Origin of the sequence: Halopelagius inordinatus (assembly GCF_900113245.1) — an archaeon.
In the GTDB taxonomy this organism is placed as follows: Archaea; Halobacteriota; Halobacteria; order Halobacteriales; family Haloferacaceae; genus Halopelagius; species Halopelagius inordinatus.
Map to the genome: position 1 here is coordinate 1,228,595 of NZ_FOOQ01000001.1, position 17,445 is coordinate 1,246,039.

17 protein-coding genes are annotated in these 17,445 nt (G+C 66.0%); 10 read left to right on the forward strand and 7 right to left on the reverse strand.

Features of this window, described 5'->3' with window-relative positions; genetic code table 11:
• Positions 1-23: 23 nt before the first annotated feature.
• The 8 genes from BM167_RS06405 (at position 24) to BM167_RS06440 (ending at position 5,742) form a co-directional block, all read left to right on the forward strand.
• Positions 24-416: a DUF1648 domain-containing protein gene (locus BM167_RS06405; RefSeq protein WP_092890386.1), complete on the forward strand. Its 393-nt coding sequence runs from the start codon at positions 24-26 to the stop codon at positions 414-416.
• Positions 417-502: 86 nt separating this feature from the next.
• Positions 503-1,441, forward strand: a complete 939-nt coding sequence (locus tag BM167_RS06410) for an ABC transporter substrate-binding protein (RefSeq protein WP_092890389.1) — start codon at positions 503-505, stop codon at positions 1,439-1,441.
• Between the two features lie 56 nt (positions 1,442-1,497).
• Positions 1,498-2,595, forward strand: coding sequence for a histidinol-phosphate transaminase (hisC, locus tag BM167_RS06415; protein WP_092890392.1), 1,098 nt, complete (start codon positions 1,498-1,500; stop codon positions 2,593-2,595).
• On the forward strand, positions 2,592-3,104 hold the full coding sequence (locus BM167_RS06420) for an adenylate kinase family protein (RefSeq protein ID WP_092890395.1): 513 nt from the start codon (positions 2,592-2,594) through the stop codon (positions 3,102-3,104). Before hisC ends, BM167_RS06420 begins: the two co-directional genes overlap by 4 nt.
• Positions 3,101-3,697: a CDP-alcohol phosphatidyltransferase family protein gene (locus BM167_RS06425; protein ID WP_092890399.1), complete on the forward strand. Its 597-nt coding sequence runs from the start codon at positions 3,101-3,103 to the stop codon at positions 3,695-3,697. Before BM167_RS06420 ends, BM167_RS06425 begins: the two co-directional genes overlap by 4 nt.
• Before the next feature lie 62 nt (positions 3,698-3,759).
• Positions 3,760-4,287, forward strand: a complete 528-nt coding sequence (locus tag BM167_RS06430) for a multiprotein bridging factor aMBF1 (RefSeq protein WP_092890402.1) — start codon at positions 3,760-3,762, stop codon at positions 4,285-4,287.
• 404 nt (positions 4,288-4,691) lie between these two features.
• Positions 4,692-5,336 carry a triose-phosphate isomerase gene (tpiA, locus tag BM167_RS06435; protein ID WP_092890405.1) on the forward strand — a complete coding sequence of 215 codons (645 nt, stop codon included), beginning with the start codon at positions 4,692-4,694 and terminating at the stop codon, positions 5,334-5,336.
• Between the two features lie 148 nt (positions 5,337-5,484).
• Positions 5,485-5,742 carry a DdfA family disk-determining factor gene (locus BM167_RS06440; RefSeq protein WP_092890408.1) on the forward strand — a complete coding sequence of 86 codons (258 nt, stop codon included), beginning with the start codon at positions 5,485-5,487 and terminating at the stop codon, positions 5,740-5,742.
• 18 nt (positions 5,743-5,760) lie between these two features.
• On the opposite strand, the gene BM167_RS06445 is transcribed toward BM167_RS06440, so the two are convergent.
• The 6 genes from BM167_RS06445 to aroC form a co-directional block, all read right to left on the reverse strand.
• Positions 5,761-7,515, reverse strand: coding sequence for an ATP-binding protein (locus BM167_RS06445; protein ID WP_092890411.1), 1,755 nt, complete (start codon positions 7,513-7,515; stop codon positions 5,761-5,763).
• 72 nt (positions 7,516-7,587) lie between these two features.
• A complete protein-coding gene (gene dinB / locus BM167_RS06450; protein WP_092890414.1) occupies positions 7,588-8,970 on the reverse strand; it encodes a DNA polymerase IV in 1,383 nt (460 codons plus the stop codon).
• A gap of 138 nt (positions 8,971-9,108) precedes the next feature.
• On the reverse strand, positions 9,109-9,537 hold the full coding sequence (lrpA1, locus tag BM167_RS06455) for an HTH-type transcriptional regulator LrpA1 (RefSeq protein WP_092890417.1): 429 nt from the start codon (positions 9,535-9,537) through the stop codon (positions 9,109-9,111).
• 106 nt (positions 9,538-9,643) lie between these two features.
• A complete protein-coding gene (locus tag BM167_RS06460) occupies positions 9,644-10,582 on the reverse strand; it encodes a thiamine pyrophosphate-dependent enzyme (protein WP_092890420.1) in 939 nt (312 codons plus the stop codon).
• Positions 10,583-10,585: 3 nt separating this feature from the next.
• Entirely contained in the window at positions 10,586-12,484 is a 1,899-nt protein-coding gene (locus BM167_RS06465; protein ID WP_092890423.1) for a 2-oxoacid:acceptor oxidoreductase subunit alpha, read from the reverse strand.
• A 219-nt stretch (positions 12,485-12,703) separates the two neighbouring features.
• Positions 12,704-13,855 (reverse strand): chorismate synthase, encoded by a 1,152-nt coding sequence (gene aroC / locus BM167_RS06470; protein ID WP_092891134.1) that lies wholly within the window; start codon positions 13,853-13,855, stop codon positions 12,704-12,706.
• Between the two features lie 103 nt (positions 13,856-13,958).
• Between aroC and BM167_RS06475 the strand changes: the two genes are divergently transcribed.
• Positions 13,959-14,462, forward strand: coding sequence for a DUF6653 family protein (locus tag BM167_RS06475; RefSeq protein ID WP_092890426.1), 504 nt, complete (start codon positions 13,959-13,961; stop codon positions 14,460-14,462).
• Here BM167_RS06475 and aroA read toward each other — a convergent pair.
• A complete protein-coding gene (aroA, locus tag BM167_RS06480) occupies positions 14,448-15,749 on the reverse strand; it encodes a 3-phosphoshikimate 1-carboxyvinyltransferase (protein ID WP_092890429.1) in 1,302 nt (433 codons plus the stop codon). The genes BM167_RS06475 and aroA overlap by 15 nt on opposite strands.
• A gap of 511 nt (positions 15,750-16,260) precedes the next feature.
• Between aroA and BM167_RS06485 the strand changes: the two genes are divergently transcribed.
• Positions 16,261-17,433 (forward strand): M24 family metallopeptidase, encoded by a 1,173-nt coding sequence (locus tag BM167_RS06485; protein ID WP_092890432.1) that lies wholly within the window; start codon positions 16,261-16,263, stop codon positions 17,431-17,433.
• Positions 17,434-17,445 lie beyond the last annotated feature (12 nt).

A 17,445-nucleotide genomic window follows, 5' to 3' on the forward strand; every position in this document is an offset into this window, starting at 1 on the left:
TGTCCGCGCGGCGTACGCCGACTATGACCCCCCGCCAGTACGACGCCCTCAGCGTCGCCGTCCTCGCCGCCAGCGCGGTTCTCGGCGTCGTCCTCCTCTCTTCGCTTCCGGACCGGTTCGCCATCCACTTCGGCACCTCCGGCGCGCCCGACAGTTTCACCTCGCCTCTCGTCGGCGTCTTCCTCCTCCCTGTCGTCGGAGCCGGAACGCTCGTGTTCGTCCGCGGCGTCTCCTCCGTCGCGGGAACCGAAGACGTTCCGCCGGCGTTCGGCCTCCTCCTCTCGTCGTTTCTCGCCTACGTCCAAGTCGTCGTCCTCGCGTGGAACCTCGGCTATCCCGTGGACGTCGGCGTCGCCGTCCTCCCGGGCGTCCTCGTCCTTCTCGTGGCGGGTCTGGCGATAGACCGACTGTACTGACCGCCCGTCCGGACGTAACCGACGTCGGTTACTACACTCCCGTATCGAAACCAAATACACTTGTCCTCTCCGTCGCACCTCGTCGTATGCGACGACGCCGGTATCTCGAAACGCTCGGAGCGTCCGGAGTCGTCTCGGCGGCGGGATGTCTCGGTGACGACGGCGGAAGCCGGTCGAACGACCTCTCGGGCGGGTCGAAGACGGACGAGAGCGCGGAGGCGCGCACGCTGACGCTGACGCTGGCGACGGCGACGACGGCGTACGATACGGGCCTCTTGGACGCCCTCCACCCGACGCTCCGAGAGCGGTTCGGTCTCCGGGTGAAAGTGCTCTCTCTCGGGACGGGGGCCGCCCTTCGGCGGGGGCGCGACGGCGACGCGGACGTGGTTCTGGCCCACGCCAGAGGGGCCGAAGACGACTTTCTCCGGGCGGGCCACGGCGTCAACCGCCGGTCTCTGATGCACAACGACTTTCTCGTCGTCGGTCCCGCGGCGGACCCCGCCGGTCTCTCCGGAGTCGAGGGCCCCGTCGCCGCGTTCGAGCGAATCGCCCGCACGGAGTCGCTGTTTCTCTCTCGGGGCGACGAGTCGGGAACCCACCGGCGAGAGAGGAGCATCTGGGACCGGAGCGACGCCGCGCCGGGCGGACAGTGGCACCAAGCGACGGGCGACGGGATGGGCGACACCCTCAGGCAGGCCGGACGGCGCGGCGCGTACACGCTGACCGACCGGGGGACGTACCGCGTCTTTCGGGAGGACACCGGCCTCGACGCGTTCGTGGAGGGGCCACTCGGCGGCGGGGCGGAACTCCTCAGAAACGAGTACGGCGTCGTCCCGGTCAACCCCGCGGAACACGACGCTCGGTACGAACTCGCCATGCTGTACGTCGGCTTTCTCACCGGCCCGACCGGACAGCGACTGATCGGCGAGTTCCGACCCGGCGGCGACCCGCTTTTCGTTCCCGACTCCCTCTCGTCTGCCCCGCAGTTCGGCCAGTACGTCCCCGCGTCGTACCGCGAGGAGTAGCACCGCGCGTCCGGTGTAAGCATCCTTAAGAACCGCCGGAAGTATCGTTCGACCATATGATGCCGAGGGACCTCTCCGCGCACGAGGCGTACGTCCCCGGGCGCGGGGCCGAGGAGGTGGCCCGCGAACTCGGGATGGACGCGGCGGAGTTGACGAAACTATCGTCGAACGAGAACCCGCGGGGGCCGTCGCCCGCCGCGGTGGCCGCAGTCGAGGACGCCGCCCCCGCCGTGAACGTCTACCCGAAGACGTCGCACACCGACCTCACGGACCGACTGGCGGCGACGTGGGACGTCACGCCGGAACAGGTGTGGGTGAGTCCGGGCGCGGACGGCGCACTCGACTACCTATCGCGGGCGTTTCTCGAACCGAACGACCGCGTCCTGACGCCGACGCCCGGGTTCGCGTACTACGCGATGTCGGCGCGGTACCACCACGGCGACGTCGCCGAGTACACAGTCTCGAAGGCCGACGACTTCGCTCAGACAGCCGCCGCCGTTCTCGACGCCTACGACGGCGAACGAATCGTCTACGTGACGACGCCGCACAACCCGACGGGGTCCGTACTGCCCCGCGAGGAACTGGTCGAACTGCTCGACTCCGTCGCGGACCACACCCTCGTCGTCGCGGACGAGGCGTACGGCGAGTACGCCGAAGAACCGTCGTCGATAGACCTCCTCTCGGAGTTCGACAACCTCGCGGTCACGCGCACGTTCTCGAAGGCGTACGGCCTCGCGGGACTGCGAATCGGCTACGCCGTCGTCCCGGAGGCGTGGGCCGACGCCTACGCGCGGGTGAACACCCCCTTCGCGGCGAACGAACTGGCCTGCCGCGCCGCCCTCGCGGCCCTCGACGACGACGAACACGTCGAGAAGACGGTCGAGACGGCGGCGTGGGCGCGGGAGTACTACCGCGAGGAACTCGACGCGCCGACGTGGCCCTCCGGCGGGAACTTCGTCCTCGCGGACGTCGGCGACGGGACGGCCGTCGCGGAGGCGGCGAAACGCCGCGGCGTCATCGTCCGCGACACCACCAGTTTCGGACTCCCCGACTGCGTCCGCGTCTCCTGCGGCACGCGCGAGGAGACGAGGCGGGCCGTCGACGTGCTGAACGACGTAATCGAGGACGTTACCGCGGGGGAGACGCGGGCGTGACCCGCGTCGCACTCACCGGCACGCCCGGAACCGGGAAGACGACGGTCGGCGAGATAGTCGCCGAACGGACCGGGGTCGACGTGATTCACCTCAACGACGCCATCCGCGAGGAGGAACTGTACACCGAACGCGACGCGGAACGGGATTCGCTCGTCACCGACCTAGACGCCGTCGAAGAGTGGTTGGGCGAGTGGGACGGCGTCCTCGAATCGCACCTCGCACACCATTTCGACGCCGATATCGCAGTCGTCCTGCGCTGTCATCCGGAGGAACTCGAACGCCGACTCCGAGAACGCGGCGAGAGCGAGGCGAAAGCCCGAGAAAATGCGGAGAGCGAAGCGCTCGACGTTGTCCTCGCGGAGACGGTCGAACGGTTCGGCGGGGACACGATCTACGAGATAGACACGACCGACAGAGACCCCGAGGACGTCGCGACGGACGTCGTCGCCGCAATCGAGGGCGAGTCCGAACCGCGCGTCGGCGTCGTCGACTTCATCGAGTACCTATGACGCTCGACCAGTACCGCTCGGTCGCGGACCGACTGCTCGACCCGTTCGTCACCGCCGCGGACCGACTCGGTCTCTCGCCGGACGGCGTGAGCGTCGTCGCGTTCGGGTTCGCCGTCGCCGCGGGGGGCGCGTTCGCCGTCGCGGAACCGCTTTGGTACGCCCTCGGCGGCGTGTTCGTCTTTCTCAACGGCTGGCTTGACCTCGTGGACGGCGCACTCGCGCGAGCACAGGGCGTCGATAGCAAAGGCGGTGACCTCTTGGACCACGTCCTCGACCGATACGCCGACATCGCCATGCTCGTCGGCCTCGCCGCCGGTATCGGAACGTGGGCCCTCGGACTCGCCGCCGTCACGGGCGTCCTGATGACCTCCTATCTCGGGACGCAGATACAGGCGGTCGGACTCGGCCGGGAGTACGGCGGACTCGTCGGACGCGCCGACCGCTTGGCTCTCATCGGCATCGCCGGGTTCGTCGCCGCGGCGGTCCAAAGCGTCGGCGGCGTTCACGTCGTCGAACTGCTGTTGGGCTTTTTCGCGATCATCGGCCACTTTACCGCGCTCCAGCGTTTTTGGGGCGCGATGAGCGACCTCTGAGACCGCAGGTCGGAACGTCCCGCGTCGTGCCTTTTATATCGCGCCCTCGGCTATGAGAGGGTATGCCCCAATGCGAGATGTGCGGCAAGGAGCGACCGTCGCTGAAGACGGTCAAGGTAGAAGGGGCCGAACTCGAACTCTGTGACGACTGCGCCGAGTTCGGTACTGAGGTCCGCACTGAGTCGAGTTCGTCCTCGGCGTCGACGAAGTACTCCACGTCGAGTTCGTCGTCCACCTCGTCCGGTTCCTCAGGCGGAACCGCGAGCAGTTCCGGCGGGTCGAACCGCCGCCGCCGGGACATGTTCGACGACATGGACGAAATCGCGGCGGATTACGACGACAGAATCCGGGAGGCCCGCGAGGGACGCGGCCAAAGTCAAGAGGAACTCGCGAGTTCGCTCAACGAGAAGGCGAGTCTCATCCGCAAACTCGAACGCGGCGACATCCTCCCTCCGGACTCCGTCCGAAAGAAACTCGAACAGAAACTCGGAATCTCTCTGGTCGAGGGCTCCGACGACGACGAAGAAGAGTGGTCCGGCGGGTCCTCGACGACGACGACGCTCGGCGACGTGGTCAAACGCAAGGACTGACGCGGCGGTTCGGCGTCGGTGTCTTCTTTCGGTACTCGACTCCTCGGAGAGCGACGTCGACGTCGCCGGCGCGAACGAGGCGGGCGGAGTGGCCGGACCGCGTGTGTTGATTCTGCGGGTAAACGCCGCCGATGAAGTGCGTGGCGCAGGAGTGTTCCGCCAGATGGATGTCCGATGACCTACGTGGTTACTTGCTCCGAGTGTAGTGTCAGATGGAAGATGGAGGAGATAGAGGACGTCCTCGATTACCAAGAAAAGCACCAGGCGGCGAACGACGAACGGCACCTCATCGAATTCGAACTGATCCGGTAGCGAGGTGACGCGGCGGCGGACGGCCGACATCTCGGCCGCGAGTCCGGCGGCGAAGCTTAACCTATTTCTCGGCGGAGACGGGACTAGCGTACGTGTTCATCCTCGTCAATCTCAAGGCGTACCCGTGTGACCCCGTCGAAGTAGCCACCGCGGCCCGCGAAGTGTCCGAGGAGTCCGGCGTCCGCATCGCCGTCTCCCCGCAGGCAGCGGATATCGCGCGCGTCGCCGAGACGGGCGTCGAGACGTGGGCCCAACACGTCGACCCGAACGACTACGGAAGCCACACCGGAAGCACCCTCTCGGAGGCAGTCGCGGAAGCCGGTGCGGAGGGAACGCTCGTCAACCACTCCGAGAAGCGTCTGAAACTCGCCGACATCGACGGCTCCGTCCGCGCCGCCGAACGCGCGGGACTCGAAACCTGCGTCTGTGCGAACAACCCGGCGCAGATAGGTGCCGCCGCGGCCCTCGGCCCCGACGCCGTCGCCGTCGAACCGCCGGAACTCATCGGCGGCGACGTCTCCGTCTCCTCTGCGGACCCGGACATCGTCGAGGACGCCGTCGCCGCGGCCGGACACGTCGACGAAGACGTCGAGGTGTTCTGCGGCGCGGGCATCTCCTCCGGCGACGACGTGGACGCCGCCGGTGACCTCGGTGCGACCGGTATCCTACTCGCCTCGGGCGTCGCGAAGGCCGACGACCCACGCGCGGCCCTCGAAGACCTGGTCGAACCGCTGTAGACGGACATCGACCGCTCTCGGTCTCTCCGCCCCGTTTCGGAGCGAACGGAGATTCCGGTGCGGTGCGACGCGAATTATACAACGGATACAACACGAGAACAGAACGTCTGACGTAGCCTTATATCCCGATAGATGTACTGGCTGTAGTATGTCAACAGTCGACAGTTCGTCGACATCCGCGGCCGATGGAGAGACATCGGTGAGTTTCGCAGTCGTCGAGGCGGTCAGCGCCGCGGTCGAAACGCCACCGCTCGAACTTCCGCCGTTGGCCCGTGCGATCGACCCCGACGCTCTGAACGCGCTCTTTACGGACTCTCGACCGGGTAGTCAGGTAGAGTTCCGGTACGCGGGATGCGTCGTGACCGTCCGATCGGACCGGACGGTTACCGTCTCGGCCGACGACTGAACGACCGAATGGCCGCGGTCAGTCGTCCGCCTCGGCGTCGGCGGCGTCGCTCTCCTCGCCGTCCTCCGCCGCGGCGACGAACGACCGTTCGACGGCGGTGACGACGTCGCGGAGTTCCTCGTCGTCCAACCGGTCGGCGAACTCCTCTCGGACGAGGTCCGGAAGCGCGTAGGCGTAGCGTCCGCGACCGACGTGTTCGACGAACCCGGCGCGTCGGAGGGGACCGTTCCGACCGTACGCGAGGTGTTTGTTGCCCACCTGCCCGGCGGCGACGTGGGCGTCCACCGGGTCGCAGGCGTCGGCCTCTCGGTAGAACGCGAGCATCCGGCGGGAGACGGGATGCATCGAACGCACGACGCTTCGGAGACGGTCGATAACGTCCTGTCGGCCGGTCAGGCCCGCGAGGTTCTCGTGGGCTCGTTCGGGGTCGACGTCGCCGGAGGCGGTCTGGCGGGCCGACGAACGCGGTTCGTCGCCGCCGAACTCGGTCTCGGAGTCGCCGCCCGCCGTCGCGTCGAGTCCGGGATAGGCACCGGCGGCCGCGGACGCGACGACGTCGTCTTCGACCGCCTCGGCGTCCGAGGCGTCCGGTTCTTCGTCTACCGACTCCGCATCCGTCGCCTCCGTCGAGTCGTCCGATCCCTCGTACTCACCGAGTGCGGCCTGGTGGTCCGTCGGTCGGTTCAGATTCCGACCCTCGCCGCCGCGGTACGGCGCTTCCGCCTTCTGGAACATCGCCTGCGCGAACTGGTCGGCCATGTTCGAGAGGTCCCGGGCCTCTTCGAGTTCCCGTTCGAGTTCGCGAATCCTCGCTTCCTTCTTCTCTATCTCTTTTTCGAGGTCCGCGAGTCTGCTCTCTCGGCGCGCCTTCTCGTCCGAGATGTGTTCGAGTTCCGAGACGAGGTCGCCGTCGACGGACTTCAGGTCGGGTCGTTCGAAGTCGTCGAGTCCGGGCGTCGCCCCGGCGTCGAACGTCCGCTTTTTCCGGAACTGGACGCGGCGGATGGTCTCGGACCAGTCCGTCACGAGAAAACCCTCGCCGTTGCCCATCTCCTCTATCGCGTCGGCGTACTCCGAGCCCAAGATTCGCCCGACGACTTTCGTGTCGTTTTGCCACGTCAGTCGGTGCCACACGAGCCAGTCGCACTGGGTGATAAAGTCCTTCTTGACGTCGGCGGGCCGTTGACTGATTCCGACGATGCCGAGGCCGTGTTTGCGGCCCCGCTTGCCTATCTTGATGAGCATCTTCCCCGCTTCGTCCATCCCTCCGCCCTCGGGGATGTACTCGTGGCACTCCTCTACGAGCATCAAGAACGGCTTTTTCAGCTTCTTCTCTTTCGCAAAGAGGTTCTTCGCAACCTCGGTGACGAGTTCCTTGCCGTCGCTCTCGTCGAGGTAGCCCGACACGTCGAGGATGATAGGGACGTTCTGTTCGAGCGCCAACGCCGCTATCTTCTCGGCGTGTTCGGCGCTCACTTGGATGTCGCACTCGTCGTCCGCGCCGGCGTGGAGCAACTCGAACTGCTCTTTGAGACCGTAGTACTCCCCGTCCGTGTCCACGATGAGCACGGGGAAGTTGTTCGACAGCAGTTTCTCTATCATCACCGACGCGGTGTTCGACTTCCCGGACCCGGACTTTCCGGTCACGAACCCGCGGCCCGTGAGGATGTCCACGACCGGGAGATCGACCTCGGTTCCCGGTTCGGCGTCCCCCTTGCCGCCGGGGCCCTCGCTTATGTCCGCGACGGTGATGGTCTCGGTATCCTCCGTCATCTACCGACGCGTCACCGTCGCGCCTCATAGTTCCTCCCTTCCCGTCTGCCGCCCGTCAGACGCGCCGGGGCGCTACTCGAACCGACCCAACGACGCCTGTCCGTCGCGCGAGTCCGCCTCCGCCGCGCCGTCTGCGTCCTCGCCCCCGTCCGCGTTCGCGTCGCCGTCCGCCTCGGCGTCGAAGTCGGTCAGCGTCGGCGGCGATTCGGCCGAGTCGTCGAACTCCGTTCGGTCTTTCTCCGTGCCGGTCGAACGTTCGCCGTCCGACGCCGACTCCGCCGCGGCAGACTCCCACCCGTCGAGACTCGACTGGTCCGCGTCGGTAAACGAGAGGTTCGAGACGCGGACGCCCACTTTCCGCGCGGCGTCGTCTTCGAACTCCGAGAGCAAGTCGAACGCGACGTCCTCGACGAGTGCCGGTTCGTCCACCGGCCCCGAGAGCGACCGTTCGCGCGTGTTCACGTCGTACGGCGGGACGATTACCTTGATGCCGATGGTGCGGTACATCGCGCCGCGGTTCCGGGCGCGTTCGGCCACGTCCGCCGCGAGAGCCGACACCACCTCGCGTTTCTTCTCGTCGTCCGCCGTCGCCTCGGCGAACGCGGACTCCCGCGAGAGACTCTTCGGCCGCCCCGCGGGCGTCACCTCCCTGTCGTCGACGCCGCGGGCGCGACTGTGGAGTTCCCTGCCGCGGGCCCCGAACGTCGACGCTATCTCCTCTGGGTCCGCCGCCGCGAGGTCACCGGCCGTCTCGACGCCCATCTCGTCGAGTGCGCGGGCCGTCACCGGGCCGACGCCGTGTACCTCCTCGACGGACAGGGGGTCGAGAAACGAGCGGACGTCGCCGGGTTCGACGACGACGAGTCCGTCGGGTTTGTCGTGGTCGCTCGCCACCTTCGCGGCGGACATGTTCGGCGCGACGCCGACGCTCGCGGTGACGCCCACCTCTCGCCCGATTCGCTGTTTCACGTGTCGGGCAAAGCCCTCCGCCAGCGTCCGGTCGCCGTCGGGCGTCGTCTGCCACGACGTTCTGTCGGTCACGTCGAGGTACGCCTCGTCGACGCTCACCTCCCGAACCACGTCCGCGCAGTCGTGGAGAATCTCCTTTACCTCCGCCGCGACGGACTCGTAGTAGTCGATGTCGACGGGGCGGTAGTAGCCCGCTTCCGCCGGGTTCGACGCCGCCTCGACGCGCGGCAGTCGGTCGAGAGCCTGAGAGATGGGTTGGGCGCTCTCGACGCCGTACTCGCGGGCCTCGTAACTCGCCGTCGCCACCGCGCCGAACGTCTCGCCGGACTCGTACCCCATCCCGACGACGAGGGGTTCCCCGCGGAGTTCGGGTTCCCGGAGGCGTTCGCAGGCGGCGTAGAAACAGTCCATATCCACGTGGAGGACGACGCGCGGGTCCTCGCGCGCGCGGCCGTCGTCCACACCGGGAAGCGTCTCGCCCGCCATTATCTGCCGGTCCGTCCCGGAGGGTACTGAGCGTTCCCAAAGCGGAGTGAAAGTGGTCGCTCGGAACTCGGCTGCGTCGTCGCGGGCGAACGCGGGGTCTGCGTCGGGGTCAAGCGAGACGGCGCGGACGTCGGCCCGTCATTTCAGACGTTCTTGCAGGAACGACGGATGGGCGGCGGTGACGCCATCTATATCGAGTATCGACTCCGAAATCACGTCGCCGAGGGCGTCGCCGTCCGCCGCGCGGACTTCGGCCATCAGCATGTGGTCGCCAGACGAGGTGTAGAGAGCGTCTACGGACTCTAACTCCTTCAGTTCGCGCGTCGCTTCGACGTAACTGTCCGAGGAGACGTCGATGCCGACGATGGCGATAGACTGCCCGGAGAGTTTCTTCGGGTCCACGTCGGCGGAGTAGCCGACGATGACGCCCTCGTCTTCGAGTTGCTGGATGTACTTTCGCACCGTCGGTTTCGAGACGTCCGCCCTGTCGGCTATCTCGGCGTACGACGCCTGGGCGTCGTCCTCCAAGACGGAGAGAATTCGCCCCTGCGTAGATGTGGCTTCCATGCCATCGAATTTCGCGCCACGTAAAAAATATCTTGCGAATGCGAAAGCGGTTCTGCATCCGACGGAAAACGGTTCTCCGAGGGCGGCGACGCCCCGAACCGCGCCGTTACTTGTGCTTGTCGAGGAACATGTCGTGGGAACGTTCCCACTCGTAGTCCTCGTCGAAGTAGCGCTCTGCGAGCGGTTCTTCGGGCATCTCGCCGATGCGACGTTTCTCCTGTTGGTAGGAGGGTCGGTCTTCGTCGACGTAGTACCGACCGGTGAGGACGGTACCCTCGTTGAGCGCGTTCTCCGTCTCGTACATCATCTCGGAGGCGGACTGCCGGTCGTTGACGTCGATGTCGTAGTCCTCGGACTCGTTGATGTCGATGTACGGGACGTACTGCTTTGCGTCCTTGTTCCACGTCGGACACTGCGTCAGGAAGTCGATGTGGCTGAAGCCGTCGTGTTCGATAGCTTCGACGATGATGTCCTTGGCCTGGTTCGGGTTGACCGCGGCGGTGCGGGCGATGTAGGACGAACCCGCGTTCAGGGACATAGAGAGCGGTCGGATGGGGTCCTTCGCCGAGCCGTGAGGCTGGGTTTTGGACTTGTGACCCTTCGGCGACGTGGGGGACGTCTGCCCCTTCGTCAGGCCGAAAATCTCGTTGTTGAACACGATGTGGGTCATGTCGTGGTTCTCACGAGCGGTGTGCATGAAGTGGTTCCCACCGATGCCGTAGTTGTCGCCGTCCCCGCCCGCGGCGACGACGGTCAGACCGTCGTTTGCCAGTTTGGCGGCGCGGGCGATGGGGAGTTCGCGTCCGTGGATGGTGTGGAACCCGTAGCTCTCGAAGTAGCTGTTCAACTTACCCGAGCAGCCGATGCCCGTCGCGACGAGCATCTCCTCGGGCGAGAGGCCGAGTTCCGCCGCGGCACCCTTCAGGGCCTTCAGGACCCCGAAGTCGCCGCAGCCCGGACACCACGTGGGTTGCGGTTCCACGCCGGGCGTGTACTCGTTTCGGTCTCTCTCGGTTTCCTCTCCGATGGCGCTGAATGCACTCATTGTTTAGTCACTCGCTGCGGGGACGAACTTGGTTTCGTGGCCGGAGAGCTCTCCGCCCTCGACGATACTCGTGACGAACCCGCCGACGATGTCTTCGGGTTCGAAGGGGTTGCCGTTGTACTTCAGGAGACTCGACATCTTCTCGCCGAAGCGTCCGGTCTCCTTTTGCGTCAGACCGCGGAACTGCGCCGAGGCGTTCATCTCGACGACGAGACACTCGTCGACGCTCTCTAAGAACTCGCTGACCTGATCGACCGGATACGGAGCCATCTCGGAGACGCCGAGCGCCTTCACCGAGTGACCTCGTTCGTTGAGTCGGTCGACGGCCTCCTCGACGGTTCCCTGCTGGGAGCCGAACGTCATGATACCGTACTCGGCCTCGTCGGGGCCGTAGTAGGTGTTCGCGCTCCACTCGTCGTCGTCGAGTTCGGCGCGGATGTGGTCGAGTTTCTCCATCCGGCGACCCATCTGGTAGACGCGGTTGTCCGGGTCCTCGGAGATGTGTCCGGCGGGCATGTGCTCGTTGCCCGTCGCGAGGTATCGACCGCCCTTCTGTCCGGGGATGGAACGGGGGCTGACCCCGCTTTCGCCCTCGTGTTGGAACCGGTTGTACTTGCCCGAGGGGTCGTGGGGAGCGTCCGCGAGTTCCGCTTCCGTCAGGACCGACCCGAGGTCCGGGTTCGGCTCCTCGTCGAAGACGCTGGCGGAGACGTTCCGCAGTTCGCCGCCGTTCTTCTGGTCGTAGAGGACGATGGACGGAATCTGGTACTCGTAGGCGATTTGGAACGCGCGCCGCGTCTGTCGGTACGCCTCTTCTGCGTCTGCGGGCGCGAAGACGACGCGGTGGGAGTCGCCCTGCGACGTGTACAGGACGTGTTCGAGGTCGCCCTGTTCGGGCTTCGTCGGCATCCCCGTCGAGGGACCGGCCCGCATCGCCTCTACGAGGACGACCGGCGTCTCGGTCATCTCAGCGAGGCCGAGCGGTTCCGACATCAGCGCGAACCCGCCGCCGGACGACCCGGACATCGCCTTGACGCCCGCGTGGGACGCGCCGATGGCGAGTGCCGCCGCGGCGATCTCGTCTTCGACCTGTTCGGAGATGCCGCCGACCTCGGGGAGGTTCTGCGACATGATCGTGAACACTTCGGTCCACGGTGTCATCGGGTAGCCCGCGATGAAGCGACACCCTTCGTCGAGTGCGCCGTACGCGATGGCGTCGGAACCCGAAAGCAGGACCTGCTCTTCGTCGTGTTCGCCGTCCGGAACCGAGATGTCCGGCGCGTCGACGTCGTACTCCTCTTGAACGAGTTCGTACGCGTCGTCGAAGACGGTCATGTTCGGTTCGAGAATCTTGTCGGGCATCGCGTCCGCCATCAGGTCCTTGATGACGTGCGGTTCGATGTCCGCGATAGCGCACGTGACCGCGACACCGGCCGTGTTACGCATGACCTCGCGCCCGTGTTCGCGCGCGATGGTCCGCAGGTCGATGTCGTAGACGTGCCAGTCGTTCTCCTCGACTCGTTCGTCGAAGTCCTCTATCTCCGAGGTGTCGAGGAGTCCGGAGTCGTAGATGATGACGCCGCCCTCTCGGAGTTCGTCGAGGTTCTCCGAGAGCGGTTTGACCTCCTCGTTGCCGTAGTAGGCGTTCTCCTGGGGGTTCCGAGCGAACGAGTCGCCCAGAGCGAGGAGGAAGTTGTAGCCGTCGCCGCGCGACCGGACGGGTTCGTCCGATACCCGTACCTCGGTGTACGTGTGGCCACCGCGGATGCGCGACGGGTAGTGGCGGTGCGTGAATACGTGGAGCCCCGACCGCATCAGGGCTTTCGCGAAGTTCTGGCTGGTCGAGGCGATGCCGTCCCCAGAACCGCCTGCGATGCGCCAGATGAGTTCGTGGTCAGTCATATGTTGAGCTCACGGCCCGCGAGGGCCACTACCGAAAGTTTTCGCTACGAGGCGATTAAAGCCTTTGCTATGGATTGACAAGGAAAGATAATGAAAGACCTAATATGTCTACGTGAGACGCCCAGTTTGCCTCGAAAAGTAGACGTTCGTCTTCCCTCGTGTTACGAGTCCGAATTCGCTACTCGAAACCGAGTAACTATCTCGTGACGTTCGGGTCCGTTACTCGTCTCGCGGACTACTCGGGTGATAGTCGGTGTCGTATTCGCCGGGTCGGGCGTCCGTCCGGTCGGGGTTGATGCGCCCCGAGAGGAGCATGAAGTCGACGATTGTGAGGTTCAGCATCGCCTCTACGACCGGGACGGCCCGCGGCGGCAAGACCGGGTCGTGACGGCCGACGACTTGGATCTCTTTCTCCTCGCCCGTCTCCCAGTCGACCGTCGTCTGCTCTTTCGGGATGGACGTGGGGGCGTGGAACGACACCTCGCCGTAGACGGGTTGTCCGGTCGTGATTCCGCCCTGGAGGCCACCGTGTTTGTTGCCGACCGGCGTCGGGTCGCTCTCCTCGTCGAACTCCCAGTCTTCGTTTCTGTCCTTGCCGGTCCACTCGCGGGCCTCGCGGCCGAGTCCGTACTCGACGCCCGTCGTCGCCGGGACCGCGAACATCGCCTGTCCGAGGCGCGCGGGGAACGAGTCGAACCGCGGCGACCCGAGTCCGCGAGGGACGCCTCGGGCCTCGAAGTAGACGGACCCGCCGATGGAGTCGCCCGCCTTCTGGTACTCCTCTATCTTCTCTAACATCCGGTCTGCGGTCTCCGGGTGCGCGCAGCGAACGTCGTTTTCCTCGGCGTGTTCGAGCATCTCCTCGAACGTGACCGGCGGCGCTTCGATGTCGCCTATCTGGTTGACGTGCGCTTTGACCTCGATATCGTGTTCGGCGAGAATCTTCTGCGCTATCGCGCCCGCGGCGACCCAGTTCACCGTCTCGCGGGCGGAGGACCGACCGCCGCCGCCCCAGTTTCGCGTCCCGAACTTCGCGGAGTAGGTGAAGTCGCCGTGACTCGGGCGCGGCGCGGTGACGTACGGTTCGTACTTGCCGGACCGCGCGTCCTTGTTCTCGATGACCATCCCGATTGGCGTCCCCGTCGTGTACCCGTCCTGCGTCCCCGAGTTGATGACGACGGCGTCGGGTTCCCCCCGCGAGGTGGTTATCATCGACTGGCCGGGTTTGCGCCGGTCCAGTTCCGCCTGTACGTCGTCCTCGTCGAGTTCCAGACCGGCCGGACAGCCCGAGACGGTCACTCCCATGGCGTCGCCGTGACTCTCGCCGTAGGTGGTGACCTGGAAGAGTCGGCCGAATCGATTGCCGTTCATTACCTCGTCGGTCGGTGACCCGGGCATTTAGGTTTTGCAGAAAGGCGCAATCCTGGGGCGACCGGCGGCGGAGTTCTTTGCCCCGGGGAGCGTACCGAGAGGTATGGACGACGAAAACGACGCACAAGGGCTTCGGAGCGGCCTCGAAGACGCGTTCTGGGCGCGGCACGCGAACCCGCTGAGTTCCGGTACGCGCATCCTCGCGTTTCCGTTCGCGATGTGGGCGCTCTACCGCCGGGACCGGAGGCTACTCGCGGCGGCAGTCGCCTTCATCGCGGTCAACCCGGTGCTGTTTCCGCGTCCCGCGCGGACCGACTCGTACCTGAGTCGCATCGTCCTCGCCGAACGCGAGTGGATAGCCGAGGGACGCGGGACGATGGGAGTCGACTACCCGAACGTCCTCAACCTCCTCAACGTTCCCGTGACGCTGTACGCCCTCGCCTCGGCGGTCCGACGCGACCCGGTCGGAACCGCGGTCGGAACGCTCTGCGTGATGGTCCTGAAACTCTGGTGGACCGACGCGATTCTCCGCGAGACGGGCGTCACCGGCGAGGGACCGGCGGACGGGGCCTCCGACGCCGACGGCGGCGTCTCACTCTCGCCGTAGTTCGACGCCGAGAGACTCGATCGCGTCGAAAAAGTCCGGAAACGACACGTCGACGTGTTCCGCGCCCGCTATCGTCGTCTCGCCGTCGGCGACGAGGCCCGCGACGGCGAGAGACATCACGACGCGGTGGTCGGCCCGGCCGTCCACGCGCGCGCCGACGAGGTCGGTCTCGTCGCCGTGAATCGTGAGACGGTCCTCTCTTTCGGTCACCGACGCGCCCATCTTCCCGAGTTCCTCGGCCATCGCGCTGACTCGATCCGTCTCTTTGTATCGGACGTGTTCGCAGTTCTCGATGACGGTGTCGCCCGCGGCGACCGCTCCGAGCGTCGCGATGGTCGGAAGCAGGTCCGGCGTGTCGCCCACGTCTACGGTCGTCCCGGTCAGGTCGGCCCGCGGAACCGTAATCTCGCCCGCCTCGCGGTCCCACGCCACGTCAGCGCCCATCGAGTCGAGAACGTCGAGGATGGCGCTGTCGCCCTGTGCGCTCGGACGCGCGCCTTCGACGACGACGGACGCGCCGTCTTCGGCGGCGACCGCGCCGGCGGCGAGCAGGTACGACATCGAAGAGAAGTCGCCCGGAACGGCGTACTCGCCGCCCTCGGGGGCGTACGACTGGCCGCCGGAGACGGCGAACCCCTCGTCGGTTCGCTCGACTTCGACGCCGAAGTCCTCCAGCACCTCGACGGTGATGTCGACGTACGGCGCGGACTTCAGTTCGGTCTCCAGTTCGACTTCGATACCCTCGTCGGTGACCGCACCGGCCATCAAGAGCGCGGTGATGTACTGCGAGGAGACGTCGCCGGGAATCGAGACGCGTCCGCCCGGCGTCGAACCGCCGACGACGAGGGGTGCCTGCCCGTTTCCGCGCGTGGACTCGCCCCGTCCGCCGAGTTCCTCGACGGCCGAGAGGAGGGGCCCCTGCGGGCGCGAACGGAGCGAGTCGTCGCCCGTCAGGACGACCAGTCCGTCCGCGAGTGCGCCGCAGGCGGTGACGAGACGCATCGTCGTCCCCGAGTTCTCGCAGTTCACCACGTCGTCGGGGACGCCGGGGCGGCCCCCGAACCCCTCCACGACGAGGCGAGCGTTCCCGTCCTCGGCGCGTTCGACCGACCCGCCGAAGGCGTCCACGGCGCGCATCGTCGCCTTCGTGTCCGCGCTGACGAGTGGGTCGGTGACGGTGGCTTCGTCTCCGTACCCGGCGGCGAGGATGGCCCGGTGCGTGTAACTCTTCGAGGGCGGCGCTCGCGTCCGTCCGCGGACCCGAGAGGTCGAGATGGTGACGTCCATGCGCAGGGATGGCGCGGGACGGGGCATGAGGGTACCGAAAGGGGCTACGTTTCGACGTTTCCGAAGGTTCGGTTTCACTCCGCGACGGGGGACCGAGCGTACGGACTCGGGATATTTGCCGGTCGGCTTCTCCGTCGTTTTACCGTAACGCCACTGCTCAACGGAAGCGACGGTACAGCGCCGATGGAACTCCGAGACCGATTTCGGCGAGAACCATCAAACTAATCGTGAGTGTCGTGGCGAGTGCGTAATCCAGCGGGATTACACCCGACCAGAAGAGACCGAACACTGTCACTAGAACGAGCATAAACCGAAGAATTGTATTTCTTACCGAGCGAATCCTTTGCATTCCATTACTATCGTGCTCCGAATCTAATTGATTCATCGTATATTGGTGTTGTATTTTACATATATAAATATACCGCCATTTTGAGATTCTACGACGCCACGATGGTTCGTCCCGGGTTCCGCGATGCGTGAGGATTTAACGGACGAGAGCCAATCGCGTGCCATGGAACCGGACCTCTCGCTTCTCGACGAGTACCTCGCGGACCACGGACACGACGGCTACCTCGTCGACGCCGCGAGCACGGATTCGACGCAGCGGTACATCTCGGGGTTCGACGCGCCCGACCCGTTCGTCACGCTCTACACGCCCGACCGAACCGCCCTCCTCGTCTCCTCGCTCGAGTACGGCCGCGCGAAAACGGAGTCGCGAGCCGAGAGGGTCGTTCGCCTCGCGGACTACGACTACCGCGAACTCGTGGCCGACCACGGCGCGACGGAGGCTACCGCCCGCGTCGTCGCCGCCTTTCTCGACGACGAGGGCGTCGAATCGGTCGCCGCGCCCGAGCGGTTTCCGCTCGGTTCGGCGGACACCCTCAGAGAACGGGGCGTGACGGTCGAACCCGAGAGGACGGACGTGGTGACGACGATTCGCGCGACGAAGACCGAGGAGGAAGTCGCGAACGTTCGCGAGGCACAGGCGGCAAACGAGGAGGCGATGCGCGCGGCGGAGACTCTCCTCGCGGACGCTACCGTGGAGGATGGAACGCTCGTCTACGAGGGCGAACCGCTCACCGCCGAACGGGTCAAAGAGGAGATAGAGGTGACGCTCCTCAGAAACGGCTGTGCGCTGGACGAGACTATCGTCGCCTGCGGCGCGGACGCCGCGGACCCGCACAACCGCGGGAGCGGACCCATCCGAGCGAACGAACCCGTCATCGTGGACATCTTCCCGCGGTCGAAGGCGACGAAGTACCACGCGGACATGACGCGGACGTTCGCGAAGGGCGACGCCTCCGAGACGGTCCGCGAGTGGTTCGAGACGACCGACGAGGCGCGGCGGGCCGCCTTGGACGCCGTCGAACCCGGCGCGACCGGAGCGGAGGTTCACGCCGCGGTCTGTGACGTGTACGAGGCGGCGGGCCATCCGACGCTTCGGTCGGACCCGACGACCGAAACGGGCTTTATCCACTCGACGGGCCACGGCGTCGGACTCGACGTGCACGAACGTCCGCGCGTCTCACTCGACGGCGAGGAACTGGAACCGGGACACGTGATAACGATAGAGCCCGGACTGTACGACCCCGACGTCGGCGGCGTCCGCATCGAGGACATCGTCGTCGTCACCGAAGACGGGTACGAGAACCTCACGTCGTATCCGGTCGAACTCGTCGTCTGAAAACGGGCGCGA